Below are 25,986 nucleotides of genomic sequence, written 5' to 3'. Positions count from 1 at the left end.
GCGCCACCGGGGTCGCGCCGGCTCTCCGGCCGCAGCCGACCCCTCCCCCCGGGGTGGCCGGCTCCTCCCCCCGGGGTGGCCGGCTCCTCCCCCCGGGGTGGCCGGCACCACCGCCCGAGCCGGCGCAGGCGCCGCCCGCGCGGCATAGCATGATGCCTCGTGCCACAGATCGCTGGGGCTTTCAAGCGGATGCTCGTCGGCCGCCCGATGCGCAGCGAACGGCTGGGCGGCACCCTGCTGCCCAAGCGGATCGCCCTGCCCGTCTTCGCCTCCGACGCCCTCTCCTCGGTCGCCTACGCCCCCGACGAGGTGCTGCTCACCCTCGCCCTGGCGGGCACCGCGGCGCTGACCGTCTCCCCGTGGGTCGGGCTCGCCGTCGTCGTCGTCATGGTGACGGTGGTGGCCTCCTACCGGCAGACCGTGCACGCCTACCCCTCCGGCGGCGGGGACTACGAGGTGGCCACCGACAACCTCGGGCCCCGGGCCGGGCTGACCGTCGCCGCGGCCCTGCTGGTGGACTACGTGCTGACCGTCGCGGTGTCCGTCTCCTCCGGGGTGCAGTACCTCGCCGCCGCGGTCCCGGCCACCGCCGGCCACGAGGTGGCGATCGCGGTGGGCGTCGTCGTCGTCCTCACCCTGCTCAACCTGCGCGGCGTGCGGGAGGCCGGCACCGGCTTCGCCATCCCGGTCTACCTGTTCATGGGCGCGATCGGGCTGATGGCGGTGGCCGGCTTCATCCAGGCCGCCACCGGCACCCTGCACCCGGCGCCCTCCGCCGGCTTCGAGATCTCCCCGGACGTCTCCCACGAGCAGGGCCTGACCGGCCTGGCCGGGGCGTTCCTGGTGCTGCGGGCGTTCTCCTCCGGCTCCGCGGCGCTCACCGGCGTGGAGGCCATCAGCAACGGGGTGCCGGCCTTCCGCAAGCCGAAGTCGGCCAACGCTGCCACCACGCTGCTGCTCCTGGGCACGATCTCGGCGACCATGCTGCTGTCCATCCTGTTCCTCGCCGGACGCACCGGCGTGCGGTTCGTCCAGGACCCGGCCCGCCAGCTCACCCTCGACGGCGCCCCGGTGACCGGCTACCGGCAGGACCCGGTCATCGGTCAGATCGCCGCCGCCGTCTTCGACGGCGTGCCGGTGCTGTTCTTCCTGGTCACCGCGGTCACCGGCATCATCCTCGTGCTCGCCGCCAACACCGCCTTCAACGGCTTCCCGGTGCTCGGCTCGGTCCTGGCCCGGGACGGCTACCTGCCGCGCCAGCTGCACACCCGCGGGGACCGGCTGGCCTTCTCCAACGGCATCATCGCCCTCGCGGTGGCCGCCGCCCTCCTCATCGTCCTGTTCGACGCCGAGGTCACCCGGCTCATCCAGCTCTACATCGTCGGGGTGTTCATCTCCTTCACGGTCTCCCAGACCGGCATGGTGCGGCACTGGACCCGCCGGCTGCGGGTCGCGACCGACCCGGCCGCCCGGACCCGGATGCGCCGCTCCCGGGCGGTGAACTTCGTGGGCCTGTGCCTGACCGGCGTCGTCCTGGTCATCGTGCTGGCCACCAAGCTCACCCACGGCGCCTGGATCACCCTGGTGCTGATGTCGGTCCTGTTCGTGCTGATGACGACCATCCGGCGGCACTACGACGGCGTGGCCCGCGACCTGCAGGTGCCCGACCTGGCCGCGGCCCGCGCGCTGCCCTCCCGGGTGCACGCCATCGTCCTGGTGTCCCGGCTGCACCTGCCCACCATGCGCGCGCTGGCCTACGCGCGGGCCACCCGACCCTCCACCCTGGAGGCGGTCACCGTCGAGGTCGAGCCGGAGGAGACCGCGGCCCTGCGCGCGGCCTGGGAGGAGGCGGACCTGCCGATACCGCTGACCGTCCTGGACTCCCCGTTCCGGGAGATCACCCGCCCGGTAGTGGACTACGTGCGGTCGGTGCGGCGGGCCTCCCCGCGCGACCTCGTCGTCGTCTTCGTCCCGCAGTACGTGGTCAACCACTGGTGGGAGCAGGTGCTGCACAACCAGAGCGCCCTGCGGCTGCAGGGCCGGCTGCTCTTCACCCCGGGCGTGGTCATGGCGTCGGTGCCCTACCAGCTCCACGCCGTGGAGCCGCTGTTCGAGGACCGGCGCGCATGAGCGTGGTGACCGTCGGCCCGCCGGCGCACGGCGGGCACTGCGTCGCCCGGCTGGAGGGGCGCGTGGTGTTCGTCCGGCACGCCCTGCCCGGGGAGCGGGTCCGCCTCGCCGTGACCGAGCAGTGCTCGCGGTTCTGGCGGGCCGACGCGGTGGAGGTCCTCACCCCCTCGGCGGACCGGGTGCCCACGGTCTGGCCGGACGCCGGCCCGGGCGGGGTCGGCGGCGGGGAGCTCGGCCACGTCGCCCTGCCCGCCCAGCGGGCCTGGAAGGCCCGCGTCCTCGCCGACACCCTCCGGCGCATCGGCGGGGAGCAGGTGGCGGCCGACGTCGCCGCCGCGGTGGGCGCCGACCCGGCCGACGGCGGGCGGCCGGGCGCCGTCGGGACCGGTCCGGGCGCCGTCGTTGTCGAGGCCCTGCCCGGCGACGACGCCGGCGCCGGCCTGGGCACCCGGACCCGGGTCGAGCTCACGATCGACCCCGAGGGCCGGGCCGGCATGCACCGGTTCCGCTCCCACGACGTGGCGCCGCTGACCACGCTGCCGCTCGCCGCGGAGGCGCTGCAGGCCCTGGACCTGCTCGGCCCGGCCTCGCCGTGGCGGCGCGCCTGGCACCCCGGCGCCCGGGTGCAGGCGGTGGCCCCCTCGGCGGGGGAGCCGCTCGTGCTCGTCGACGGCGAGCCAGCGGCCCGCGGCCGGCGCCGGTCCGGCCCGCCGCGCCGCAGCGTCCGCGAGCGGGTGCCCACCCCGGTGGGGGAGCTGACCTACCGGGTCGCCGGCGCCGGGTTCTGGCAGGTGCACCGCCACGCCCCGGCCACCCTCGTCGACGCCGTGCTGGCCGGGGCGGCCCTGGCCCCGGGCGAGCGGGTCCTCGAGCTCTTCGCCGGCGCCGGCCTGCTCACCGCCCCGCTGGCCCGGGCGGTGGGGGAGCGGGGCGCCGTCGTCTCGCTGGAGGGGGCCGCCGGCGCGGTGCGGGACGCCCGGCGCAACCTGCACGACGCCCCGCAGGCGCACCTGCACACCGGCGCCGTCGGGCCGGCGGCGGTGGCCGAGCTCGGCGCGGGCAGCGACGTGGTGGTCCTGGACCCCCCGCGGGCCGGGGCCGGCGCGGCCGTGCTGGCCGCCGTCGCCGACCTGGGGCCGCGGACCGTGGTGCACGTGGCCTGCGACCCGGCCGCGCTCGCCCGGGATCTCAAGGCCGCCCGCGAGCACGGGTACGTGGTCACCGGGCTGCGCGCGTTCGACCTCTTCCCGCACACCCACCACTTCGAGGTGGTCGCCACCCTGCGGCGGGGCTGACCCGGACGTCAGGCCCTACCGTTGCCGCATGACCGAGGACGCAGACAGCCCGGGAGGCCAGCCCCGCGTGCGGCAGCTTCGCCTCGTTGTCGAGGCCGAGGACTTCGACGCAGCCCTGACCTTCTACCGAGACGTGCTCGGCCTGCCGGAACGAGAAGCGTTCGAGGGTGACGGAGATGCCCGGGTCGCGATCCTGGACGCGGGGGCGGCGACCCTGGAGCTCTCCAACCCCGCGCAGGTGAGGCTGATCGACTCCGTCGAGGCCGAGGGGCGGCCCAGCGCCCGCATCCGCATCGCCTTCGAGGTCGACGACAGCGCGGCGACGACGACGCAGCTCGTCCAGGCCGGCGCCGAGCTGATCGCCGCGCCCCGCGAGACGCCCTGGCGGTCGCTCAACTCGCGTCTGCACGCCCCGGCCGACCTCGAGATCACCCTGTTCCAGGAGCTCGGCGCCCCAGACACCTGATGCTCCCGACCCGGGTTCACCGCCCCAGGTCCCAGCGCCGGCGAGCCGCGACACGGCCGCCGCCGTCCCGGTGGACACCGTCCCCCGCGACAAAGTATCTTGATGTCGAGATATCCAGCCGGGCGCAGGCGTCCGTGGCACGATGGCCGGGGAACGCGCGAGGCGGCGCGCGGTGCGCGGCCGCCGTGCCAGCACGAGTCGAGGAGCACATGTGAGCACCGACAGCTTCCAGTCCAAGGGCACGCTCGACGTCGGCGGGAAGAGCTACGAGATCTTCCGGCTGGCCGCCGTCGACGGCCTCCAGCGCCTGCCGTACAGCCTGAAGATCCTGGCCGAGAACCTGCTCCGCACGGAGGACGGCGCCAACGTCACCGCCGACCACGTCCGCGCGCTCGCCCAGTGGGACCCGAGCGCCGAGCCGAGCGTGGAGATCCAGTTCACCCCGGCGCGGGTCGTCATGCAGGACTTCACCGGCGTGCCGTGCGTCGTCGACCTGGCCACCATGCGGGAGGCCGTCGCCGACCTCGGCGGCGACCCGGCCAAGGTCAACCCGCTCGCCCCGGCCGAGCTGGTGATCGACCACTCCGTGGTCATCGACGTCTTCGGCCGGCCGGACGCCTTCGAGCGCAACGTGGAGATGGAGTACCAGCGCAACGGCGAGCGGTACCAGTTCCTGCGCTGGGGCCAGACCGCCTTCGACGACTTCAAGGTCGTCCCGCCCGGCACCGGCATCGTCCACCAGGTCAACCTGGAGTACCTGGCCCGCGGCGTGATGACCCGGGACGCCGACGGCGTCACCCGGGCCTACCCGGACACCTGCGTGGGCACCGACTCGCACACCACGATGGTCAACGGCCTGGGCGTGCTGGGCTGGGGCGTGGGCGGCATCGAGGCCGAGGCGGCGATGCTCGGCCAGCCCGTCTCCATGCTCATCCCGCGGGTGGTCGGCTTCAAGCTCTCCGGCGCCATCCCCTCCGGCGCCACCGCCACCGACGTCGTGCTGACGATCACCGAGATGCTCCGCGAGCACGGCGTGGTGGGCAAGTTCGTGGAGTTCTACGGCGACGGCGTGGCCGAGGTGCCGCTGGCCAACCGCGCCACCATCGGCAACATGAGCCCGGAGTTCGGCTCCACCGCGGCGATCTTCCCCATCGACCAGGTGACGATCGACTACCTGCGGCTGACCGGGCGGCCGCCGGAGCAGGTCGCGCTCGTCGAGGCCTACGCCAAGGAGCAGGGCCTCTGGCACGACCCGGCCCGGGAGCCGGAGTTCTCCGAGTACCTCGAGCTCGACCTGTCCACCGTGGTGCCGTCCATCGCCGGGCCCAAGCGCCCGCAGGACCGCATCGACCTGGCCGCCGCCAAGTCCGCCTTCGCCGACGTCCTGCCGCAGTACGTCGGGGCCGCGGAGCCGGTCAAGGAGAGCTCCTACGACGCCGCGGTGGAGGACACCTTCCCCGCCTCCGACCCCATCGCCTCGGCGGAGAACGGCGACGGCGGGACCCCGCCCGCCCCGCAGGGGCGCGCCGGTGACCGGCCCACCAACCGGGTGCCGGTCACCCTGGCCGACGGGCGGCAGACCGAGCTCGACCACGGCGCCGTCGTCATCTCCTCCATCACCTCCTGCACCAACACCTCCAACCCCTCGGTCATGCTCGCCGCGGGCCTGCTCGCCAAGAACGCCGTCGAGAAGGGCCTGCAGGTCAAGCCGTGGGTGAAGACCTCGATGGCGCCGGGCTCGAAGGTGGTCTCGGACTACTACGACAAGGCCAACCTGTGGCCGTACCTGGAGCAGCTCGGCTACCACCTGGTCGGCTACGGGTGCACCACATGCATCGGCAACTCCGGCCCGCTGCCGGAGGAGATCTCCGCCGCGGTCAACGAGCACGACCTCTCGGTGGTCTCGGTGCTCTCCGGGAACCGGAACTTCGAGGGCCGGATCAACCCGGACGTGAAGATGAACTACCTGGCCTCCCCACCGCTGGTCATCGCCTACGGCCTGGCCGGGACGATGGACTTCGACTTCGACAACGAGCCGCTCGGCACCGACGAGCAGGGCAACGCCGTCTACCTCAAGGACATCTGGCCCTCCCCGGCCGAGGTCGACGCGACCATCACCAGCTCCATCGACCCGGAGATGTTCACCAAGGACTACGCCGACGTCTTCGCCGGGGACGAGCGCTGGCGCTCCCTGGAGACCCCCGCCGGGGACACCTTCGCCTGGCAGGAGGACTCCACCTACGTGCGCAAGCCCCCGTACTTCGAGGGCATGACCGCCGAGCCGGAGCCGGTGCAGGACATCGCCGGCGCGCGGGTGCTGGCCAAGCTCGGGGACTCCGTCACCACCGACCACATCTCCCCGGCCGGCTCGATCAAGCCCGACAGCCCGGCCGGGAAGTACCTCGCCGAGCACGGGGTGGCCCGCCGCGACTTCAACTCCTACGGCTCCCGCCGCGGCAACCACGAGGTGATGATCCGCGGCACGTTCGCCAACATCCGGCTGCGCAACCAGCTCCTCGACGGCGTCGAGGGCGGGTACACGAAGAACTTCCTCACCGGGGAGCAGGACACCATCTTCGACGCCGCCCAGGCCTACGCCGAGCAGGGCATCCCGCTGGTCATCCTCGGCGGCAAGGAGTACGGCTCCGGCTCCTCCCGCGACTGGGCCGCCAAGGGAACCACGCTGCTCGGGGTGCGCGCGGTCATCACCGAGAGCTTCGAGCGGATCCACCGCTCCAACCTCATCGGCATGGGCGTGCTGCCGCTGCAGTACCCGGCCGGGCAGAACGCCGAGTCGCTGGGCCTGGACGGCACGGAGACCTTCGACATCACCGGCATCACCGCCATCAACGAGGGCACGACGCCGCGGACGGTGCACGTGACGGCCACCAAGGCCGACGGCGGCAGGGTGGAGTTCGACGCGGTCGTCCGGATCGACACCCCCGGGGAGGCGGCGTACTTCCGCAACGGTGGCATCCTGCAGTACGTGCTGCGCCAGCTCGCCGGTTCCTGAGCTGTTCGGCTCGAACACGAGACGGTCTGGCAGCTGACACGCCGAGCCAGGTCTAGCTGCAGCGTCTCGCACATGCGCCCCGTCAGGCTTCGGCCTGGCGGGGCATGTGTCTGTGGCTCAGTCGAGATGTCGACGCCAGAACGGATCGCCAGCCCAGTTTTCGGGGATGCCCATGCCGCGCAAGTTCATCGCCGGTCGGGAATCGATCAGCCGATATAGCCGATTCGCCCAGCCGCTGCCCGGGGAGACCGTCTCCAGGACCGTCTGCAGCGACACCAAGACCGGGTAGAGCCGCTTCGTCGACCTGTCAGGCATCACGTCGACGTCTTCGAGCCAGGACACCGTCGGCGAGGTCGGGATCGCCGGGTAGACACCGAGGCCGACGTTCCACAGCCGGCCGTGGTGGGCGCAGATGTTCCGGACGCGGACGCACGTCTGCATCCAGGACTCGAGCACCGGAGCTGTCAGGCCGATGCTCCGGGCGACCATCGTCCGGTCGGCGCGGCGCTTCAGGTTCCGGTACGCGCTGGTGACCTGCCCGATGGTGAGCGTCTCGACCATGAGCCAGGACGGCGGCAGCTCGGGGGAGCCGTAGGTCGTGAGGTAGTGCTCGAGCGCCGAGCGGTGGACCAGCGAGTCCTCGCCGGCGTCGGGCGTGCCGCGGAGCCGCTCGTCGCAGGTGTCCCTGACGATCTTCAGGAGCCCGGCGTGCCTGCCGCGGTCGCGGAAGTGCGACGCGTCCATGTACCAGTGCGGGTCGTCGTAGGCCGTCGACATGTGGTCGGTCAGGGCTGCGCGGACGGCGACCTCGACGCGCTCGAGGGCGTCGATGACGAGCAGGCGCAGCGCGCGGTCGAAGACGTAGAGGTCGAGGACGTCGTCGAAGGACGTCCCCTCGCGCATGAGATGGTCCGGGCGGCCCTGCTGGAACGGGATCGTGTACGGGGAGAGGCGGTAGTAGCCGATGTGGCGCAGGTACCGCAGCGCGCGGTCCCGGTCGGGGATGGCCAGCCCGCGAGCGGAGAGGCGGTCAACGAGCGCGTCCAGCGCCATGGGCGGCTTGTCGTAGTGAAGGGTCCCGCGCGGACGGGGGTCACGGGGCCCGCGGCGCGGCTGGGGCATCGGCGCTCCTCATGGATCGGATGCGGGCAGAGAAAATCCCCCAAGTGCGCATCGTGGAGAGGCGTGGGGGATCTAGTGCAATCAGTTTAGCACGGACTGGTCCGAGCCGTCATCGTTCACACGGACGGGGCGATGACTCTGTGCGATCCCTCGGCGACAGCAGTACCGGCCGGGCCTGACGCTGCTGGCCATCCTCGTCGGCGTGCCCGCGGCCCTCCTCCTCATGCTGCTGGCCTTCCTCGTGCCGTCGCTGAACTCCGGGGCCGAGGACCTTCCCTGGCCGTGGGAGGACCTCCGCAGGCCGTCGAGCAGATCACCGGCGCTGGAGAAGCAGTCACCCGGAGCGTTCGAGACGACGCAGTACGACTCCGCCGCCGAAGCGCGCGAGGCCGTGGCCGACCGCGAGGCGATCGGAGCGGTCTCCGTCGCGGACTCCGGCGTCGAGATCGACTACGCCAGCTGTGCGGGCTCCCCGTACGCCGGGCGGCCGCGGCTGCCGTCACGGTGCTCACCGCCCCCCTCGCCCTGGTGCCGGACGTGCCCGGCGGCACCCTGCGGGTGGCGGCCGAGGCCGGCCGCGGGATGCGGGTGAGCGGGCTGCGGCTGGCCGGCCAGCCGCTGGCCGTGGACACGACCGGACCGGCCACCCGGGTCAGCACGACGGCACCGGTGCGGATCGTCACCTCGTGACCCACGCGCGCGTGGATGGGAGACGCGAGGGTGGACGGGGGACGCACGCGGGGACGGGGGGACGCAGGCGGGGACGGGGGGACGCACGCGTGGACGGGGGACGCACGCGGGGGCGGGAGGACACGCGCGTGGGCGGGGGGACACGCGGGGAACGGGAGGACCCTGGGCCGGGCGGGGCGGGCGGCCGGGGTTCCCCTCGTCGCGCGGCGGGCCGGGCCGTATCCTGGGGCGTCGGTGCACCGCCGTGGCGCACCCCGGAAGGAAGCCGATGACCTACCTGGAGCGCATCCGCCGCCCGGCCGACCTGCGCCGGCTCACCTCTCTCGAGCTGGAGGTCCTGGCCAAGGAGATCCGCGACTTCCTCATCGCCTCGGTCTCCCGGACCGGGGGGCACATGGGGCCCAACCTCGGCGTCGTCGAGCTGACCCTCGCCCTGCACCGGGTCTTCGACTCCCCGGCGGACCGGATCGTCTTCGACACCGGTCACCAGGCCTACGTGCACAAGCTCCTCACCGGCCGCCAGGACTTCTCCGAGCTGCGCCGCCGCGGCGGGCTGTCCGGGTACCCCTCCCGGACCGAGTCCGACCACGACGTCGTGGAGAACTCCCACGCCTCCACCGCGCTGAGCTGGGCGGACGGCATCGCCAAGGCCAACCAGCTGCGCGGCCAGGGCGACCGCAGCGTGGTCGCCGTCATCGGCGACGGCGCCCTCACCGGCGGGATGGCCTGGGAGGCGCTGAACAACATCGCCGACGGGCAGGACCGCTCGCTGATCGTCGTCGTCAACGACAACGGCCGCTCCTACGCCCCGACCATCGGCGGGCTCGCCCACCACCTCGACGCGCTGCGCACCACCAGCAGCTACGAGAAGGTCCTGGACTGGGGCAAGCGGACGCTGCAGCGCTCCGGCCCGCCCGGGCGGCTCGCCTACGACGCCCTGCACGGGATGAAGAAGGGCCTGCAGGACGTCATCGCCCCGCCCGGCATCTTCGAGGGCCTGGGGATCAAGTACATCGGCCCGGTCGACGGGCACGACACCACGGCGATGGAGTTCGCCCTCACCCGTGCCAAGGCCTACGGCGGGCCGGTCATCGTGCACGCCATCACCCAGAAGGGCCGGGGGTACACCCCAGCGGAGTCCGACGTGACCGACCGGCTGCACTCCGTCGGCGTCATCCACCCCGAGACCGGGCTACCGGTGGTGCCGTCCCGGTTCGGGTGGACGTCGGTGTTCGCCGAGGAGATCGTGGAGATCGCCCGCCGCCGCAGCGACGTCGTCGCCGTCACCGCCGCCATGCTCGCCCCGGTGGGCCTGGCGCCCCTCGCCGAGGAATTCCCCGACCGGGTCTTCGACGTCGGCATCGCCGAGCAGCACGCAGTCACCTCCGCCGCCGGGATGGCCTTCGCCGGGTTGCACCCGGTGGTGGCGCTGTACGCCACCTTCCTCAACCGGGCCTACGACCAGGTGCTGATGGACGTCGCGCTGCACCGGGCCGGCGTCACGTTCGTCCTGGACCGGGCCGGGCTGACCGGCGACGACGGCCCCTCGCACAACGGCATGTGGGACCTCGCGCTGCTGCGCACCGTCCCGGGCCTGCGGCTGGCCGCCCCCCGGGACGAGGCGACGCTGCGCGCCGAGCTGCGCGAGGCCGTGGCCGTGCGCGACGCGCCCACCGTCGTCCGCTACCCCAAGGGCGCCCTGCCCGAGGCGCTTTCGGCGCTCGGCCGGCAGGGCCCGGTGGACGTCCTGGCCCGGTACGGCGGGGTGCCGCGGGTGCTCGTCGTCGGCGTCGGGGTGATGGCGCACGCGGCGGTGGAGGTCTCCGCCGCCCTGGACGCCCAGGGCATCGGCTCCACCGTGGTGGACCCCCGCTGGGTACTCCCGGTGGCCCCCGAGCTGCGTGCCCTCGCCGGCCAGCACGACCTCGTCGTCACCATCGAGGACGGGCTCACCGGGGTCGGCTCGGCCCTGCGGGACGCCCTCGCCGACGACGGCGTGGACGTCCCGGTCCGCAGCCACGGGGTCCCGCCGCGGTTCCTCGAGCACGCCTCCCGCGCCCAGCTGGTCGCCGAGCTGCACCTGCGCGGGCAGGACATCGCCCGGGAGACCGCCGCCGCCGTGGCAGGCCTCGGCGAGCGCGGCGCGGCGGGCTCGCTGCCGCCGGTCGCGGCGCCCGAGCGCCGCACCGAGGGCTGAGCCGCCAGTCGCCGTCGGTGGGCAGGTGGGCGGACCGCGGTACCCGACCGGCCGCCGTCGGCCGGTGTGAGCACCGACACCGGCCCGCCCGGGCCAAGGTCCCACGGCCGTCGGCTGCCCGATTCCTACCGTTGTGGGTAAGGCGGCAGGAGGTGCCAGCCGCCGACGAGGAGGCAGGGACATGGCCACCACCACCGTCACCGAACGGACTGAGCAGGCCGGGGCTACCGCGCCGGCGGAGCAGACCAAGCAGAGCGAGCCGGCCGGCGGGACCGACGCCTGGCGCGGGTTCGCCCCGGGCGCATGGACGTCGGCGATCGACGTGCGCGACTTCATCCAGCGCAACTACACCCCGTACACCGGCGACGCCAGCTTCCTCGCCGGCCCCACCGCCCGCACCACCCACGTCTGGGACGTGCTCTCCGGCATGTTCCCGGCTGAGCGGGAGAAGGGCGTCTACGACGTCGACCCGCACACCCCGGCGGGCATCACCGCCCACGGCCCGGGCTACATCGACAAGGACGCCGAGCTCATCGTCGGCCTGCAGACCGACGCCCCGCTCAAGCGGGCGATCATGCCCTTCGGCGGCTGGCGCATGGTGGAGACCGCGCTGAAGACCTACGGCTACGAGGTCGACCCGGTGGTGCGGGACATCTTCACCAAGTACCGCAAGACCCACAACGACGGCGTCTTCGACGTCTACCCGCCCGACGTGCGCAAGGCCCGCAGCGCCCACATCGTCACCGGCCTGCCCGACGCCTACGGCCGCGGCCGGATCATCGGCGACTACCGCCGGGTCGCGCTGTACGGCGTCGACCGCCTGATCGAGGGCAAGCGGGCCGAACGGGCCGTGCTGGACGCCCGCCGCTCGGTGGAGGACGTCATCCGGGACCGCGAGGAGAACAGCGAGCAGATCCGCGCGCTGACCGAGCTCAAGGAGATGGCCGCCAGCTACGGCTACGACATCTCCCGCCCGGCGGCCACCGCCCGGGAGGCCGTGCAGTGGCTCTACTTCGCCTATCTCGGGGCGGTGAAGGAGCAGAACGGCGCGGCCATGTCGCTGGGCCGCACCTCCACCTTCCTGGACGTGTACATCCAGCGCGACCTCGACGCCGGCCTGCTCACCGAGTCCGCCGCGCAGGAGATCATCGACGACTTCGTCATCAAGCTGCGGATCGTGCGGTTCCTGCGCACCCCCGAGTACGACGAGCTCTTCTCCGGTGACCCGACCTGGGTGACCGAGTCGATCGGCGGCACCGGCGCGGACGGCCGGACGCTGGTGACCAAGAACTCCTTCCGGATGCTGCAGACCCTGTACAACCTCGGCCCGGCGCCCGAGCCCAACCTGACGGTGCTGTGGAGCGAGCAGCTCCCGGAGGGCTTCAAGCGGTTCTGCGCCCAGGTCTCCATCGACACCTCGGCCATCCAGTACGAGTCCGACACCGCGATCTCCGGCGCCTGGGGCGACGACGCGGCCATCGCCTGCTGCGTCTCCCCGATGGCGGTGGGCAAGCAGATGCAGTTCTTCGGCGCCCGGGTCAACCTCGCCAAGGCGCTGCTGTACGCGATCAACGGCGGCCGGGACGAGAACACCGGCAAGCAGGTGGCCCCGCCCACCCCGGCGGTGGTCGGGGACGTGCTGGACTACGACGACGTCGTGGCCAAGTACGACGTGCTGCTGGACTGGCTGGCCCAGACCTACGTGGACGCGCTGAACTGCATCCACTACATGCACGACAAGTACGCCTACGAGCGCCTGGAGATGGCCCTGCACGACCAGGACGTGCTGCGCACCATGGCCTGCGGGATCGCCGGGCTGTCGGTGGCCGCGGACTCCCTGTCCGCGATCAAGTACGCCACCGTCCGGCCGGTGCGGAACGACGACGGCCTGGTCGTGGACTACGAGGTGACCGGGGACTTCCCGACCTTCGGCAACGACGACGACCGGGTGGACGCCATCGCCGTGACGCTGGTGGAGAAGTTCATGGCGAAGATCCGGGCGCTGCCCACCTACCGCGGCGCACTGCACACTCAGTCGGTCCTGACGATCACCTCCAACGTGGTCTACGGCAAGCACACCGGCAACACCCCGGACGGGCGCCGGGCGGGGGAGCCGTTCGCCCCGGGCGCGAACCCGATGAACGGGCGGGACACCCACGGCATGCTCGCCTCCGCGCTGTCCGTGGCCAAGCTCCCCTACGACGACGCCCAGGACGGCATCTCGCTGACCAACACCGTCGTGCCGGCCGGGCTCGGCCGGACGCCGGTGGAGCAGGTGACCAACCTGGTCGGGCTGCTGGACGCCTACACCGGCTCCGAGGGCTACCACATGAACGTCAACGTCCTGAACCGGGACACCCTCTACGACGCCATGGAGCACCCGGAGAAGTACCCGCAACTGACGATCCGGGTCTCCGGCTACGCGGTGAACTTCGTCCGGCTCACCCGCGAGCAGCAGCTCGACGTCATCTCCCGGACCTTCCACGGGAGCCTGTAGCCCGTCCCCGGGGCGCCGGCCGGCCGGCGCCCCGGGTCCCCGGCCGCCGTCGGCGGCCACCAGCGACGCCGGCGGAGGAGGCACCATGAGCGTGACCACCGAGCACGGGCCGGTCGCGGCCTGCACGGGGCCCGACGGCGCCTGCGCCGCCGGGCCGGCGGGTGGCACCACCGCCGCGCCTGCCGGGGGTGCCGCGCCTGCCGGGGCTGCCGCACCCACCGGCCCGCTCACCCCGCACGGCATCGTCCCGGCCGACGGCGTCACGGGGGAGTACGAGCCGGTCCCGGAGGACAACGTCCCCCGGCTGCGCCGCTCCGCCGGCACCGCCGGGATCGCCGCCGCACCCGAGATGACGCACGCCGAGCACGTCGCGGCCGTCCGCGCGGGTGACGTCGGCTCGATGCACTCCTGGGAGCTGGTGACCGCGGTGGACGGGCCGGGCACCCGGCTGACCGTCTTCCTCGCCGGCTGCCCGCTGCGCTGCCTGTACTGCCACAACCCCGACACCCTGAAGATGAAGGACGGGGAGCCGGTGGAGGTCACCGAGCTCCTCGCCCGGGTGCGCCGCTACCTGCCGGTCTTCCGGGCCACCGGCGGCGGGCTGACCGTCTCCGGCGGGGAGCCGCTGATGCAGCCCGCCTTCCTCGGCCGGCTGCTGCGCGGGGCCAAGGAGCTCGGCGTGCACACCGCCATCGACACCTCCGGCTTCCTCGGCGCGCACGCCTCGGACCGGCTGCTGGACGACGTCGACCTGGTCCTGCTGGACGTCAAGTCCGGCCTGCCGGACACCTACCAGCGCACCACCGGCCGCCAGCTCCAGCCCACCCTGGACTTCGGGCGGCGGCTCGCGGACCGCGGCAACACCATCTGGATCCGGTTCGTCCTCGTCCCGGGCCTGACCGACGCGCCGGAGAACGTCGACGCCGTCGCCGACTACGTCGCCACCCTCGCCACCGTCGCCCGGGTGGAGGTGCTGCCCTTCCACCAGATGGGCCGGGACAAGTGGGACCGGCTCGGCATGACCTACGAGCTGGCGGACACCCCGGCGCCCACGCCGGAGCTGGTGGACCGGGTGCGCGGCCAGTTCCGGGAGCGCGGCCTCACCGTGTACTGAGCCGAGAGCCAAGGGGTGTCGATGTGCGCGTCGCTAGGGCGAACAAGTGCCGCGGCGGGTGCTAGGGAGCGGAATCCAGGAGCGGAACGACCCACGCCTCCCAGGTGAGCGCCTGCGTCATCGCGGCGGCGGCGAAGACCGCCGGCGGGACGAGCATCCGCACGGCCCGGTGCCGGGCTGCGAAGATCGTCCCCATCAGGACCATGGCGAGGGCTGTGGGGAGCGCGGGCGCTGCGAGCAGTGCCTGCTGTACCCCGGCTGGCCATCAGCCTTCGTACATGCACCCCCGATCTCCGGGGGCAAAGCCTCCCGACCGCATGTCAGCCATCGCGTGGGCAAAGACCGCCGTGACAGCCAGCCAGTATGCGGCGCCGAGCAGCAGGCCCAGGCGGTAGCGGAGCCGACGACCATCAGTGATCGGGGTGCACAGGGCCAGTCCGATGAGCGTGACGACTGCGAGGCGAAGCCACGTCGCCGACGGGTTGAGGCCTGCGACCAGTCCCCCAGTGTCTGGGTCGGCACCGTCGGAGCCACCTTGGGTAGCGGTTGGATACCGAATCCGAGCATCGCTCCCGAGTAGCCCAGGAGTGCAAGGACGAGGACCGTTCGGACAGCGCAGGAGACAGCGAGACTGAAACGAGGCGTCTCGTGCTCGATGAGGAGCGGCTCGCTGTCTCCCGACTGGTCCGACGTCATGCGGCTGGCTCCACACCCCGGCATCGTCTTGGAGGGAGCCTCAGGGTACTAGGCGCTCAGAGTGGCGAGCTTCTCGGCGAAGGTACGTCCGCAGGCCCCCGCCTCCTGGGCGGTTGGCATGGGATCACCCCCGCGCAGGCCTACGGCTTGTCGCAGCGCTATTGCGCGGAGTGGGATGGGGTCGAGAACGCCCTCGCCTGTGACGAGCCGGGAGAAGGCCCGGGATGCGTTGTTGGGCTGCTTTTCGAAGCGGAGCTGGTAGAACTGGTCGATCCTCTCCGCAGGGCGGTCCTGCAGCACTCGTCGGAGCGATTCGGACAGCGCGCTGCTCATGGTGGTGTACCAGTCCCGGGCGACGAGGAACGCGTCGACGTCGGCGACAACCTCCGCACAGCCGAAGCCTTCGCCGTCAGGCCGGCCGATGTTCGCCAGCATCCAGGCGCGCAGGGAATCAGGGCCCCCAGCGCGCTTGTAGTTGCCAAAGGCCTGCAGGGGGTCCAGTACCCATCGATGGGCGGACGGGGACTGGCGCGTGGGGGCTGCGACCGGGCGGGACTCGGCTCTCGACCATCACCCAGAGGCCCTACGCCGGGTGCGGTGCCTTCCCGGGCATCGCGACCCGACCACAGGTAGAGTGCGATCAACACCGGGGGCTTCGACATGCCGGCGAGGGACGAGCGCTGACTCTAGGGCACCCTCGTCCGCCGTCCTGCGAGAGGAATCACCATGGCGGGAAGCAAGAAGCCCGCGGCGACCCTCGCCTCGGTGACGGTGGTCGCCTTCCTCGGGGTCGCCGGAGTCTGGGTCTACGCAAGTGCCGACGCAGACGCCACGCCGCGTGGAGACTCTCCACGGCCGGCCATGTCCACCGGCCCTGACAAGGTCGCGGCCCGCGACGCCCTGACCGAACTCGAGAAGAACCGGGCCGACCTCATCACTCAGCAGCACCGGGAGCGGGACCGCGTCGCAGCCGAGCTCGAGATGCCGCCCGGCGCGGCTTTCGGTCCGCCCGAGTCGTTCGAGCAGCTCGACGCGCAGATCGACACCCACTCTTCGAGCAGTACCTCGGCCCAGAGCGTCGACGCGCCGACGCTCGAGTGGTACGAGGACGGCTTCTTCTCGTCCCTCATGGCAATCGACTGGCAGTGCGCCTGGCTCTCCACCGGCGTGCGTGCGGTCAATGAGGGCGATCCGGACGCCGCTGCGGAGGCAGTGGACATCCTGCACGAGTTCGCTTCGTCGGAGTACGCCACCGCGTTCCCGGACTACGACGATTTCCTGACCGACTTCGCTGACCCACTCCTCGAGGGGGACACCGCTCCCGCGTACCCGTGGCTGGAGCCGAACTGCCTGGCTCCTACACGCGTGGACTGATCTGATGGCACGCAACGAGTGTCGCGCGGCCGGGCTGAGGGACAGGGCCCGTCGCGAGCGGCCACACATGGTCGATCACTGCAAGGTCGTGACCGCCACGTTGGCCCCTCCGCCCAAGAAGTACGGGTCACGCACAGGTCCTCCAGGCTGCTGCCCCGCCAACTGGGCCAGCAACGCCATCATCGCCAGGGCGCGGCGAGAGTACGGCGTCGAGCCCCGGCGGGTGGAGACCGCAAGTTCTCCACCGACCCGGACTGCATGTCTAATCGCCTCAGCGATTCAGCAGGAGAACTGGCACTTCTATCGCATCGTCATCCTGAGGCATAGACGAGCAGGAAAGGCAAGGGCACGATAGCCGCCCCGACCGCGACCCGGATCCAGATGGGCCATCCCGCCTTGCCGCCAGGGGCGAAATTGGCGAGAGCTGCCGGAGTAAGCGCGAACACAAGACCAATGAAGCCGAGGACAGCGAGCCCTGCGGGCGTGTGATGTCATCGAAGACGTCCCCCATCGCCCTGTCGGACAAGACATCAGGGGACACCAGATACAAAGCTCCAAGCGGATGCTGGCTCAACACCGCTGAAACAACGTCGCAGAGGACCACGGCCGCTGCGTACGCATGCCGTGACCAACGCGAGGCTGATTTCCATGAGTGTTCTCCCGACTCGCTCGTGGACACGTCTCCCGTCCTGATAGTGGCTCTTCACAGATGAGGTTGTAGTGCGGTGAGGACCGGACCGGGCGGAGCCGGCGCGTCGCTGCCTGGGTAGAGGTCAAGGTCTCCCGATGATGGGGGTTCCTACACCGACCCACCCAGGAGACCTCGACGTTGTCCGACGCTACCTTCGACCGCCCCGACCTGACCACGTTCGCCGGCCTGGACGACCTCGGCCTCGAAGTCATCGGGCAGCGCCTGGAGGCCGAACGGGCGGTGCTGGCCTGCCGGGTGCTGCCCGCTGAGCACGAGGACGAGGGCTGGTGCAAGCGCTGCGGGTGCGAGGGCACCCCCAGGGACACCGTCGTCCGGCGCCTGTCCCACGAGCCGCTGGGCTGGCGCCCCACCGTGCTGGAGGTCCGGGTGCGCCGCTACCTCTGCTCGGGTGGGTGCGGGCACGTGTGGCGCCAGAACACCAACAGGGCCGCGGAGCCGCGGTCGAAGCTCACCCGCCGGGCGGTGCGCTGGGCGCTGGAGGGGCTTGTCGTCCAGCACCTGACAGTGGCGAGGGTCGCCGCGGCCCTGGACGTGTCCTGGAACACCGCCAACACCGCCGTCCTCGCCGAAGGCAAGCGGTGGCTGATCGACGACCCGCACCGCTTCGACGGCGTCACAGCCATCGGCGTCGACGAACACGTCTGGCGCCACACCAGGCGCGGGGACAAGTACGTCACCGTCATCGTCGACCTCACCCCGGTCCAGGAGGGCACCGGCCCGGCCCGGCTGCTGGACATGGTCGAGGGCCGCTCCAAGCAGGTGCTCAAGGACTGGCTCGACGCCCGCCCCGCCGAGTGGAGAGAGAAGATCGAGGTCGTCGCGATGGACGGGTTCACCGGGTTCAAGACCGCCGCCACCGAGAAGGTCCCTGACGCCGTGCCGGTGATGGACCCCTTCCACGTCGTCCGCCTAGGAGGGGACGCCCTGGACGAGTGCCGCCGCCGGGTCCAGCTCGACACCCGCGGGCACCGCGGCCGCAAGGACGACCCGCTCTACAAGGCCCGCCGGACCCTGCACACCGGCTCCGACCTGCTCACCGAGAAGCAGACCCAACGCCTGACGGACCTGTTCGCGAACCCCGAACACGTCCAGGTCGAGACCACCTGGGAGATCTACCAGCGCATGCGCATCGCCTACCGCCACCCCGACCGGAAGAAGGGCAGGGAGATCATGGCCAAGCTCATCGACACCCTCACCACCGGCGTCCCCGCCGCGCTGGCCGAGGTGCGCAAGCTCGGCCGGACCCTGCACGCCCGCGCCGCCGACATCCTGGCCTACTTCGACCGGCCCGGGACCAGCAACGGCCCCTACCGAGGCGATCAACGGTCGACTGGAGCACCTGCGCGGCTCGGCCCTGGGGTTCCGCAACCTCACCCACTACATCGCCAGATCCCTGCTCGAGGCCGGCGGGTTCCGCCCCGGACTACACCCCCGATTGTGAAGAGCCCTGATAGTGTGCTGGTCGGACCGCTACGAGCGGACGGTGGAATTGTACGACTCGAAGATCACGTAGACCCTTCCACCGCCCTCGCGCGCCGCTGCGCCTCTTGCTCGAACCTCAGGCCCTGATGCTGCCGATGCGGCCGGGTCTGCCCGAGCGCAACCCGGCAAGAGACCGTGCGATGACACGTTGATGATAGGCCCGAGGTCGTCACTTGAACTGTTGCCGCCACCGGCGGGTGATCTCGCCAACAGTCGGGCTCTCGGGTGGCTGGTTTCCCGTCCAGACGAGTTTCCGTTGTTCGTGCTCGATATGTCGAATCAGATCCGCTGACTCGCCGAGCTGACGCACGTAAGAGTCCAGTGCACGGGGTATGAACTCGGCAAGCGGAACCTGCTCCATCAGGTCTACCGGCGCGTTGTGGTGGGCACCAAGCGTCGTGCGAAGCTCAGGGTGGGTGGCCGCTGCGGTTCTCAGCACCTCGGGCGGGGCGTTCTCATTGAAGATCAGTCCCGCCACGACCATCTTCGACGGGTCCTTGGCGAGGTCACGCAGAACCTCTGGCGGGGTCAGTGGCGACGCGGCGAGCTCGGACCGCTGCACCTCCTGCTCATACTCGCTCGCACCGGACGTCCCGCCCGCTGGTTTTGATGCGCGCGGTTGAGGTGGTCTCGCATCCGCCGACCGCGCAGGCCTACCGGCCGGCCGGGACTCCTGTTGAGGAGCGCTCTGAGCTCGTCGGCCAGAGTGCGTTGGTCGGTCTCATTAAGCATGATGTCGAGTGCGCGCGCCTCAAGGAGCCTTTTGACGTCTGGAGTGCCGTTCTCCGCGAGGATCCGCTTGGCGACCTCCGCTGTCGGCTCAGACCGCATATGCCCGAATGTGATAACGACGTCGTCGGTGTCGCGCGCCAAGGCAGGGCGAGATGAATTTTGGCGCCACGCGTTGGTTCGTCCCCGTGAGCGCCAGGACCGGCGCCAGGTTCGCCATGACTGCCGTCGCACCAGATATACCTCCGTCGGCACCTTCGCGGTCTGAGCCTGTAAGTTAACAGTCAGGGCGGCCCTTGTCGACGGCCATGTGCCTGTCCCCGGTTTGAGTGCTCTTCACAGATGGGGGTGTGCTCGGGGCGGGAGGCCGGCGATACTGTGGGCGTGGAGTACGTGTCCAGAGTGCCGCGACCTCCGCTGGACGGGCTGATCGACGACCTCTACTACCTGGAGGGTTCGCCGCCGTACGCCCGACTGACGCTGCCGCCGCCGGCGGCGTTGCTCATCGTCAACCTCGGTGCGCCGTTCCGCATCCGTGCCGGCACCGACGTCGAGACAGCCGAGTACGCCGACGGCTGCGTGGTCACCATGCCCACCTGCGCGTGGGAGTTCGGCTACCCACTCCGGACCCGGTCCGTTGGCGTGCACTTCAAGCCGTGGGGGCTGGCGCCGTTCCTGCCGATGCCAGCGGCTGAGCTGTGTGACCGGCCGGTGACGGTAGAGCAGGTTTGGGGCCGACCCGCCATCGCCGAGCTGCGAGACCGGCTGGCTACGGCCGAGGGACCGCACGAGATGCTGACGCTGCTCGAGGAGGAGCTCATGCGACGGCTGTGCGAGACCGCCGGCCTGGGACTGGTCCGCCATACGAGCAGCGTCATCGCGGCGACCAGCGGGGCGGTGGTGATCGGCGACCTGCGGGTGGCAGCCGGTGTCAGCAGCACTCATCTGGCACAGCGGTTCAAGGAGATCATCGGCGTCACGCCGAAGCGGCTGGCCCGCACCTACCGCTTCGCCGCCACGGTGTTCTCGATCAACCCCGCCGAACCGATCGACTGGGCCGACCTCGCCAGTAGTGCTGGCTACTTCGATCAGGCCCACTTCTGCCGCGAGTTCCGGGCATTCACGGGGCTCACACCGACACGATATGCCGAAGTCAGGCGCCGGTTCCTGCGCGAACATCCCGGCCACGTACTGGACAGCTGGCCGCTGCCGGCCGATTGATTTCGTACAAGAACGACGGCTCACGACACTCTAGCCTGCGGCCATCCCCCAAGCAGAGGAGCACCCATGGGCACAGTAGTCATGTACAGCTCGGTGTCGGTAGACGGCTTCATCGCGGACGAGAACGACCAGCCCGGACCGCTGTTCGACTGGTTGCTCAGCGGTGACGTGCCGTTGGACGAGAGCGGCGTCTTGAAGGTGTCGCAGACGTCCTACGACTACACCCGGCCGTATTGGGACCAGATCGGGGCGACGATCGCCGGCCGGCGCGTCTTCGACCTGACGAATGGCTGGGACGGGACGCCTCCGGGCGGGGTCGACCACGTGGTCGTCGTGACGCACCGCGGCAGACCCGACGGCTGGGACCCCGAGGCGCCGTTCCACTTCGTCGAGGGCGTCGAGGCTGCCGTGACCAGGGCGCAGGAGCTCGTGGGCGACCGCATCATCGAGGTCGCGGCTGGCGACGTCGGCGGCCAGGTGCTTGCCGCAGGCCTGGTCGACGAACTGCGTATGGACGTCGTACCCGTCGTGCTCGGGGCCGGCAAGCGCTTCTTCGGCTCGCTCCGGGCCCAGCACCTGCTGGAGGACCCTGACGTGGTGATTCAAGGCAACCGGGTACTTCACCTGCGCTATCGGGTACGCCGCTGACCGATCCGGGCAGGTACGCGAAGAAGCCCGCGGCGAACGATGACAGATCGGGTCTCCGGCTGCGTTTGCGCATCGCTGTCCCTGGTCGGGCAGCCGACGCCGACCGACCCCAGCACCTCACCTGCGGCAGGTTCAGCTCACGATCACTGGTTGCCGGTCTCGGCCAGGGGAGAATCCACACCCGCTTCACGGTCCCGGACCCAGCGCGAGAGCCGAGCCGATCTCACGCCGGCAGGCTGGCCACCCCCGGGGCGTGGAACCGCTGGCCGGTGACGGCCTCGGCGGCGCCGGTGCGGTCCAGGTACGGGGTGATGCCACCCAGGTGCAGGGGCCACCCGGCTCCGAGGATCATCGCCAGGTCCACGTCCCCGGCGTCCCGGGCCACGCCGTCGCCGAGCAGCAGCGCGGTCTCCTCCGCCAGCGCCCGGCGGACCCGGTCCAGCACGCCGTCGGCGTCCAGCGGCTCCGGCACCGGGCGGGAGCCGAAGTAGCCCGCCAGGTCTGGGGCCACCGGAGAGGTGGCGGTGGGCCGGCCGGTGAAGGTGACGAACGGCGCGCCCTCGGCCACCATCCGCGCCAGCCCTGGGGAGTCGGGGTAGCGCTCGCCCAGCTCGCGGCGCAGGGTGACCAGCACGTGCTCGGCCACCGCGGGCCCGACGAGCTGGAGGAGCTGGAACGGCCCCATCGGCAGGCCCATGGGCCGCAGCGCCCGGTCGGCGTCGGCCACCGTGGTGCCCTCCTCCAGCGACCCGAGGACCTCCCCTAGCAGCCGCACGAGGAGTCGGTTGACGACGAACCCGGGGGCGTCGGCCACCGCCACCGCGGTCTTGCGGCAGGCCTGTGCCACGGCGAAGGCGGTGGTGTAGGTGTCGTCGTCGGTGCGCTCCGCCCGGACCACCTCCACCAGCGGCATCTGGGCCACCGGGTTGAAGAAGTGCAGGCCGACGACGCGCTCGGGGTGGGCCAGCCCGTCCGCCATCGCCGTCACCGACAGCGCGGAGGTGTTGGTGGCCAGCACGGCCTCGGGGCCGACGACGCTCTCGAGCTCGGCGAAGACGCGCCGCTTGACGTCGAGCTCTTCGAACACCGCCTCGATCACCAGGTCCGACCCGGCCAGGTCCGCCAGGTCGGTGGTCACCCGCAGCAAAGGCCGCAGCTGGGCGCCGCTGGCCTCGTCCAGGTGACCGCGGGCCACGAGCTGGTCGATCTGCCCGCGGACGGCCGCCAGGCCCCGCGCGGCGCGCTCGTCGTCCAGGTCCCGCATGGTGACGGGCACCCGCAGGGACCGGGCGAGCAGCAGCGCGAGCTGGCCGGCCATGAGCCCGGCACCGGCGACGCCGACCGCGCGGATCTCCCGGGGCGTGGCCCCGGCGGGGCGTCCCGCGGGGCTCTTCGCCCGCCGGGTGAGCAGGTCGAAGGCGTACAGCCCGGCGCGGAGCTGGTCGGTCATCACCAGGTCCGCCAGGGCCTCGTCCTCCAGCGCGAAGGCCTCGTCCCGCGGCAGGGACCGGGCGGCCGCGACGACCTGCAGAGCACGCTCGGCGGCCGGGGCGCCGCCGGCGCTGCGGGCGGCGGCCAGGCCCTGCCGGGCCTCGACGGCGCCCTGCCACTCCTCGGCGCTGCCACCGCCGGCGCCGCCCGCGCCGTCGGCCGGCCCGTCGGTGCCTGCGCGCCGGCGCACCTCGACCTCCCCGGCCGCCGCCCGGCGCAGCCAGTCCAGCGCCGGGGCGAGCCGGCCGGCCTCGTCGTCGGTGGGCAGCAGGGCGTCGACCAGGCCGACGTCGAGCGCCGCCCGGGCGGTCAGGGTCCGGTTGTTGCGCGCCGGGTTGTCCACGATGACCTGCAGCGCGGCGTCCGGCCCGAGCAGGCGCGGCAGGCTGGTGCACCCGCCCCAGCCCGGGAGGAGCCCCAGGTAGGTCTCGGGCAGGCCGAGCGCGCGCACCTCCGGCGCGGCGGTGCGGTAGTCGCAGGCCAGCGCGAGCTCGAGGCCGCCGCCCAGGGCGGCGCCGTTGAGGTGGGCGAGGGTGGGGACCGGCAGGTCTGCGAGGGCGGCGACGACGCGGTGCCCCGCCGTCGCCAGCCGGAGGACCTGCTCCCGCTCCCGGACGGTGCGGATCAGGTGCAGGTCGGCACCGGCGAGGAAGGTCCGGCCGGTGCCCGTGAGGACGACGGCACCGATCTCCCCGGCGGACGCCCGCTCGGCCGCGGTGCCGAGCGCCGCCTCGAGGTTGGCCAGCCCGGCCGGGCCGAGGGTGCACGGCCGGTCGCTGCCGTCCTCCGGGGCGAGGGTCAGCACGAGGACGTCCCCGAGGTCGGGCACGACGACGTCGCTCGGGTGGACCACGGTGGTGCGCTCGGCGTAGGTGGCGGTGGCGGGGTCGGGGCTCACGGACGCTCCAAAGTAGACGGCACTGTCGGTATCAGGTACCTGGAGCGTACTGAACTCGGCGTGGTCCGGGGAGCTGGTGGGCGGCGCGGCGTGGGCGTGCGGCGAGCGGCGAGCGGCGAGCGGCGAGCGGCCCAGGCTGGCCCAGCGCCGAGGCGGGCTGGCCGGGTCGAGCGCAGTGCCGTGGAAGGTCGGCGGAGCCCAGCACCGCGGCCGGCAGCTCGGGCGGGGACCAGAGCGGCTCAGGCCTCGCGCAGCGCCGCGGCGAGCGCCCCGCTGACCAGGTCCACCTGCCACTGCCGGGCGCCGAGCCCGAGCAGGTGGTCCCCGACCTGCCCGGCGTCCGCGCCCGCGCTGAACTCCCAGGCCAGGCGGCGCTGGACGGCCGGGGCGAGCAGGTTCTCCTGGGGCAGGTCGAGCTCGGTGGCGCGGGCGCGCACCACGGTGCGGACGACGTCCAGCCGGGCGGCCGCCTCGGGGTTCTTCTCCCGCCAGGCGCGCGGGGCGGGCAGGGCGCCGGGCTGGTGCGGGGAGCGGCGCGGGGGCAGGTCGCGCTCGGGCAGGGCCAGCGCCCGGTCCACGGCCTGCTGCCAGTACGCGGCGTGCCGGCGGGTGCCCTTGCCCGAGAACTCCTTGATCCTCGTGAGCTCGGCCTCGCTGCGCGGCTTCGCCAGCGCCGCCGCGACGATCGCCGCCGCCGGCAGCACCCGGCCCGGCGCGCGGTCGCGGCGCCGGGCCAGCTGCTCCCGGGCCCGCCACAGCTCCCGGGCGACGGCCAGCCCGCGCGGGTCGCGCACCGCCTGCAGCCCGGCCGTCTTGCGCCAGGGGTCCGGCTGCGGCGGGGGCGGCGGGGCGGTCCGCACGTGCTCGAACTCGGCCAGCGCCCAGGACAGCTTCCCGGCCGCCTCGAGCTCCTCGGCCAGAGCCGCGCGCAGCGGCACCAGGAGCTCGACGTCGAGGGCGGCGTAGCGCAGCCAGGACTCCGGCAGCGGCCGCGTGGACCAGTCCGCGGCGGAGTGCTCCTTGGCGAGGGCGTAGCCGAAGTAGTCCTCGACGACAGCGGCCAGCCCCACCCGCTGGCGGCCGAGCAGCCGGGCGGCCAGCTCGGTGTCGAACAGCGCCGGGGGGACCAGGCCGAGCTCGCGCAGCGATGGCAGGTCCTGGTCGGCGGCGTGCAGGACCCACTCGGTCTCCCCGAGGACCGCCGGCAGCCCGTCGAGGTCGGTGAGCGGGACCGGGTCGAGGAGCACCGTGCCCGCGCCGTCGCGGCGGAGCTGGACCAGGTAGGCGCGGCTGCCGTACCGGTACCCCGAGGCCCGCTCGGCGTCGACGGCGACCGGCCCGGTGCCGCCGCGGAGCCGCTCGACGGCGGCGGCCAGGGCGGCGGGGGAGTCGGTGACCGGGGGGACGCCGTCGGCGGGCGCGGTGAGCGGGCGGACGCCGTCGGCGGGCGCGGTGAGCGGACGGACGCCGTCGGCCGGCGCGGTCAGCGGGCGGGCGCTATCGGCCGCCTCGGCCAGCGGGGCGGCTTCGGGCTCGGGTGCGGGCAGTGGCACCCGCCTACGGTACGGCGCGTGGACCGGCCGGTCGGTGCGGCACGCTCAGCCGCGGGGGGTGAGCATGGTGACGTTCTCCGGCAGCGGCTCAAGCCCGGCGGCGGCGCAGGTGAGCGCGGCCCAGGCGAGCAGATGGGGGCCGAGGTCGGTGGTGACCGGGGTCCACGAGGCCCGGATCTCGATCTCGACGTCGCCGCCGCGCAGCTCCAGCCCGCCGAACGTCTCGGAGAGCACCCGGGTGACGGTGCCGGAGAGGTGGTGGTAGCCGGCGCCGGCCTCGCGCAGGGAGTCGGTGAGCCAGGCCCAGCCCACCTCGCCCAGCAGCGGGTCCGCGCCCAGCTCGGGCTCGAGCCGGGCCTTGGCCATGACGACGACGCGGAAGGTCCCGTGCCAGGCGTCCTGCCCGGCGGGCTCGTGCAGGACGACGAACCGCCCGTGGCCGAGCAGCGCGTCCGGGTCGCGGCCGCGGACGTCGGTGTTGACCTCGCCGGTCAGCGCCAGGGCGTAGGGCGCGATCCGGGTGGGGGCCGGGACCTCCTCCAGCCGCAGCTCGGGCCGCAGCCGGTGCCCGCGCAGGCTGAGCAGCGCGGTCTCGAAGTCGGGTGGGGCCACCCGGTCGCCGGTCACGGTCCAAGGCTAGGTCGCGGGCGGCGCGCGG

Annotated in this window: 18 protein-coding genes and 1 pseudogene; 12 read left to right on the top strand and 7 right to left on the bottom strand. The window is 72.5% G+C overall.

What is annotated here, in order from left to right:
- Nucleotides 1–159: 159 nt before the first annotated feature.
- From MF406_RS10180 to MF406_RS10165, 4 genes are all read left to right on the top strand, one after another.
- On the top strand, nucleotides 160–2,130 hold the full coding sequence (locus MF406_RS10180; RefSeq protein WP_242892776.1) for an APC family permease: 1,971 nt from the start codon (nucleotides 160–162) through the stop codon (nucleotides 2,128–2,130).
- The gene (locus tag MF406_RS10175; protein WP_242892774.1) at nucleotides 2,127–3,425 is read left to right on the top strand and encodes a class I SAM-dependent RNA methyltransferase; all 1,299 of its coding nucleotides are present in this window, start codon (nucleotides 2,127–2,129) and stop codon (nucleotides 3,423–3,425) included. The genes MF406_RS10180 and MF406_RS10175 overlap by 4 nt, the downstream gene beginning before the upstream one ends.
- A 28-nt stretch (nucleotides 3,426–3,453) precedes the next feature.
- Nucleotides 3,454–3,891, top strand: a complete 438-nt coding sequence (locus MF406_RS10170; protein WP_242892772.1) for a VOC family protein — start codon at nucleotides 3,454–3,456, stop codon at nucleotides 3,889–3,891.
- Nucleotides 3,892–4,102: 211 nt separating this feature from the next.
- Nucleotides 4,103–6,904, top strand: coding sequence for an aconitate hydratase (locus MF406_RS10165; protein ID WP_242892770.1), 2,802 nt, complete (start codon nucleotides 4,103–4,105; stop codon nucleotides 6,902–6,904).
- Nucleotides 6,905–7,021: 117 nt separating this feature from the next.
- On the opposite strand, the gene MF406_RS10160 is transcribed toward MF406_RS10165, so the two are convergent.
- Nucleotides 7,022–7,957, bottom strand: a complete 936-nt coding sequence (locus MF406_RS10160; protein WP_242892768.1) for an Abi family protein — start codon at nucleotides 7,955–7,957, stop codon at nucleotides 7,022–7,024.
- A 573-nt stretch (nucleotides 7,958–8,530) separates the two neighbouring features.
- On the opposite strand from MF406_RS10160, the gene MF406_RS10155 reads away from it, so the two are divergent.
- The 4 genes from MF406_RS10155 to pflA all read left to right on the top strand — a co-directional run bounded on the left by MF406_RS10155 (nucleotide 8,531) and on the right by pflA (nucleotide 14,524).
- Complete coding sequence (locus tag MF406_RS10155; RefSeq protein ID WP_242892758.1) at nucleotides 8,531–8,716, top strand: hypothetical protein; 186 nt, start codon at nucleotides 8,531–8,533, stop codon at nucleotides 8,714–8,716.
- Nucleotides 8,717–8,984: 268 nt separating this feature from the next.
- The gene (gene dxs / locus MF406_RS10150; RefSeq protein WP_242892757.1) at nucleotides 8,985–10,913 is read left to right on the top strand and encodes a 1-deoxy-D-xylulose-5-phosphate synthase; all 1,929 of its coding nucleotides are present in this window, start codon (nucleotides 8,985–8,987) and stop codon (nucleotides 10,911–10,913) included.
- A 181-nt stretch (nucleotides 10,914–11,094) separates the two neighbouring features.
- Complete coding sequence (gene pflB / locus MF406_RS10145; protein WP_242892755.1) at nucleotides 11,095–13,410, top strand: formate C-acetyltransferase; 2,316 nt, start codon at nucleotides 11,095–11,097, stop codon at nucleotides 13,408–13,410.
- Between the two features lie 349 nt (nucleotides 13,411–13,759).
- On the top strand, nucleotides 13,760–14,524 hold the full coding sequence (gene pflA / locus MF406_RS10140; RefSeq protein ID WP_242897760.1) for a pyruvate formate-lyase-activating protein: 765 nt from the start codon (nucleotides 13,760–13,762) through the stop codon (nucleotides 14,522–14,524).
- Nucleotides 14,525–14,585: 61 nt separating this feature from the next.
- Here pflA and MF406_RS18725 read toward each other — a convergent pair whose 3' ends face one another.
- Nucleotides 14,586–14,720 (bottom strand): hypothetical protein, encoded by a 135-nt coding sequence (locus MF406_RS18725; RefSeq protein WP_256463886.1) that lies wholly within the window; start codon nucleotides 14,718–14,720, stop codon nucleotides 14,586–14,588.
- A gap of 548 nt (nucleotides 14,721–15,268) precedes the next feature.
- A complete protein-coding gene (locus MF406_RS10135; RefSeq protein WP_242892752.1) occupies nucleotides 15,269–15,655 on the bottom strand; it encodes a hypothetical protein in 387 nt (128 codons plus the stop codon).
- 291 nt (nucleotides 15,656–15,946) lie between these two features.
- Here MF406_RS10135 and MF406_RS10130 point away from each other — a divergent pair, with 291 nt between their 5' ends.
- A complete protein-coding gene (locus tag MF406_RS10130) occupies nucleotides 15,947–16,594 on the top strand; it encodes a hypothetical protein (RefSeq protein WP_242892749.1) in 648 nt (215 codons plus the stop codon).
- 829 nt (nucleotides 16,595–17,423) lie between these two features.
- Nucleotides 17,424–18,747, top strand: a pseudogene (locus tag MF406_RS10125) (ISL3 family transposase).
- Between the two features lie 210 nt (nucleotides 18,748–18,957).
- Here MF406_RS10125 and MF406_RS10120 read toward each other — a convergent pair.
- Nucleotides 18,958–19,350, bottom strand: coding sequence for a hypothetical protein (locus MF406_RS10120; protein WP_242892746.1), 393 nt, complete (start codon nucleotides 19,348–19,350; stop codon nucleotides 18,958–18,960).
- 551 nt (nucleotides 19,351–19,901) lie between these two features.
- On the opposite strand from MF406_RS10120, the gene MF406_RS10115 reads away from it, so the two are divergent.
- Both MF406_RS10115 and MF406_RS10110 read left to right on the top strand, forming a co-directional pair.
- Nucleotides 19,902–20,738: a helix-turn-helix domain-containing protein gene (locus MF406_RS10115; RefSeq protein ID WP_242892743.1), complete on the top strand. Its 837-nt coding sequence runs from the start codon at nucleotides 19,902–19,904 to the stop codon at nucleotides 20,736–20,738.
- A gap of 66 nt (nucleotides 20,739–20,804) precedes the next feature.
- Nucleotides 20,805–21,386, top strand: a complete 582-nt coding sequence (locus MF406_RS10110; protein ID WP_242892741.1) for a dihydrofolate reductase family protein — start codon at nucleotides 20,805–20,807, stop codon at nucleotides 21,384–21,386.
- A 223-nt stretch (nucleotides 21,387–21,609) separates the two neighbouring features.
- On the opposite strand, the gene MF406_RS10105 is transcribed toward MF406_RS10110, so the two are convergent.
- From MF406_RS10105 to MF406_RS10095, 3 genes are all read right to left on the bottom strand, one after another.
- Nucleotides 21,610–23,775: a 3-hydroxyacyl-CoA dehydrogenase NAD-binding domain-containing protein gene (locus MF406_RS10105; RefSeq protein ID WP_242892739.1), complete on the bottom strand. Its 2,166-nt coding sequence runs from the start codon at nucleotides 23,773–23,775 to the stop codon at nucleotides 21,610–21,612.
- A 239-nt stretch (nucleotides 23,776–24,014) separates the two neighbouring features.
- Nucleotides 24,015–25,328: an HRDC domain-containing protein gene (locus MF406_RS10100; protein WP_371744463.1), complete on the bottom strand. Its 1,314-nt coding sequence runs from the start codon at nucleotides 25,326–25,328 to the stop codon at nucleotides 24,015–24,017.
- Between the two features lie 45 nt (nucleotides 25,329–25,373).
- Nucleotides 25,374–25,955 carry a DUF3000 domain-containing protein gene (locus MF406_RS10095; RefSeq protein ID WP_242892729.1) on the bottom strand — a complete coding sequence of 194 codons (582 nt, stop codon included), beginning with the start codon at nucleotides 25,953–25,955 and terminating at the stop codon, nucleotides 25,374–25,376.
- Between the last annotated feature and the right edge of the window lie 31 nt (nucleotides 25,956–25,986).

This window comes from Georgenia sp. TF02-10, assembly GCF_022759505.1.
GTDB lineage: Bacteria > Actinomycetota > Actinomycetes > Actinomycetales > Actinomycetaceae > TF02-10.
This window is presented reverse-complemented; position numbering and strand designations above follow the sequence as displayed.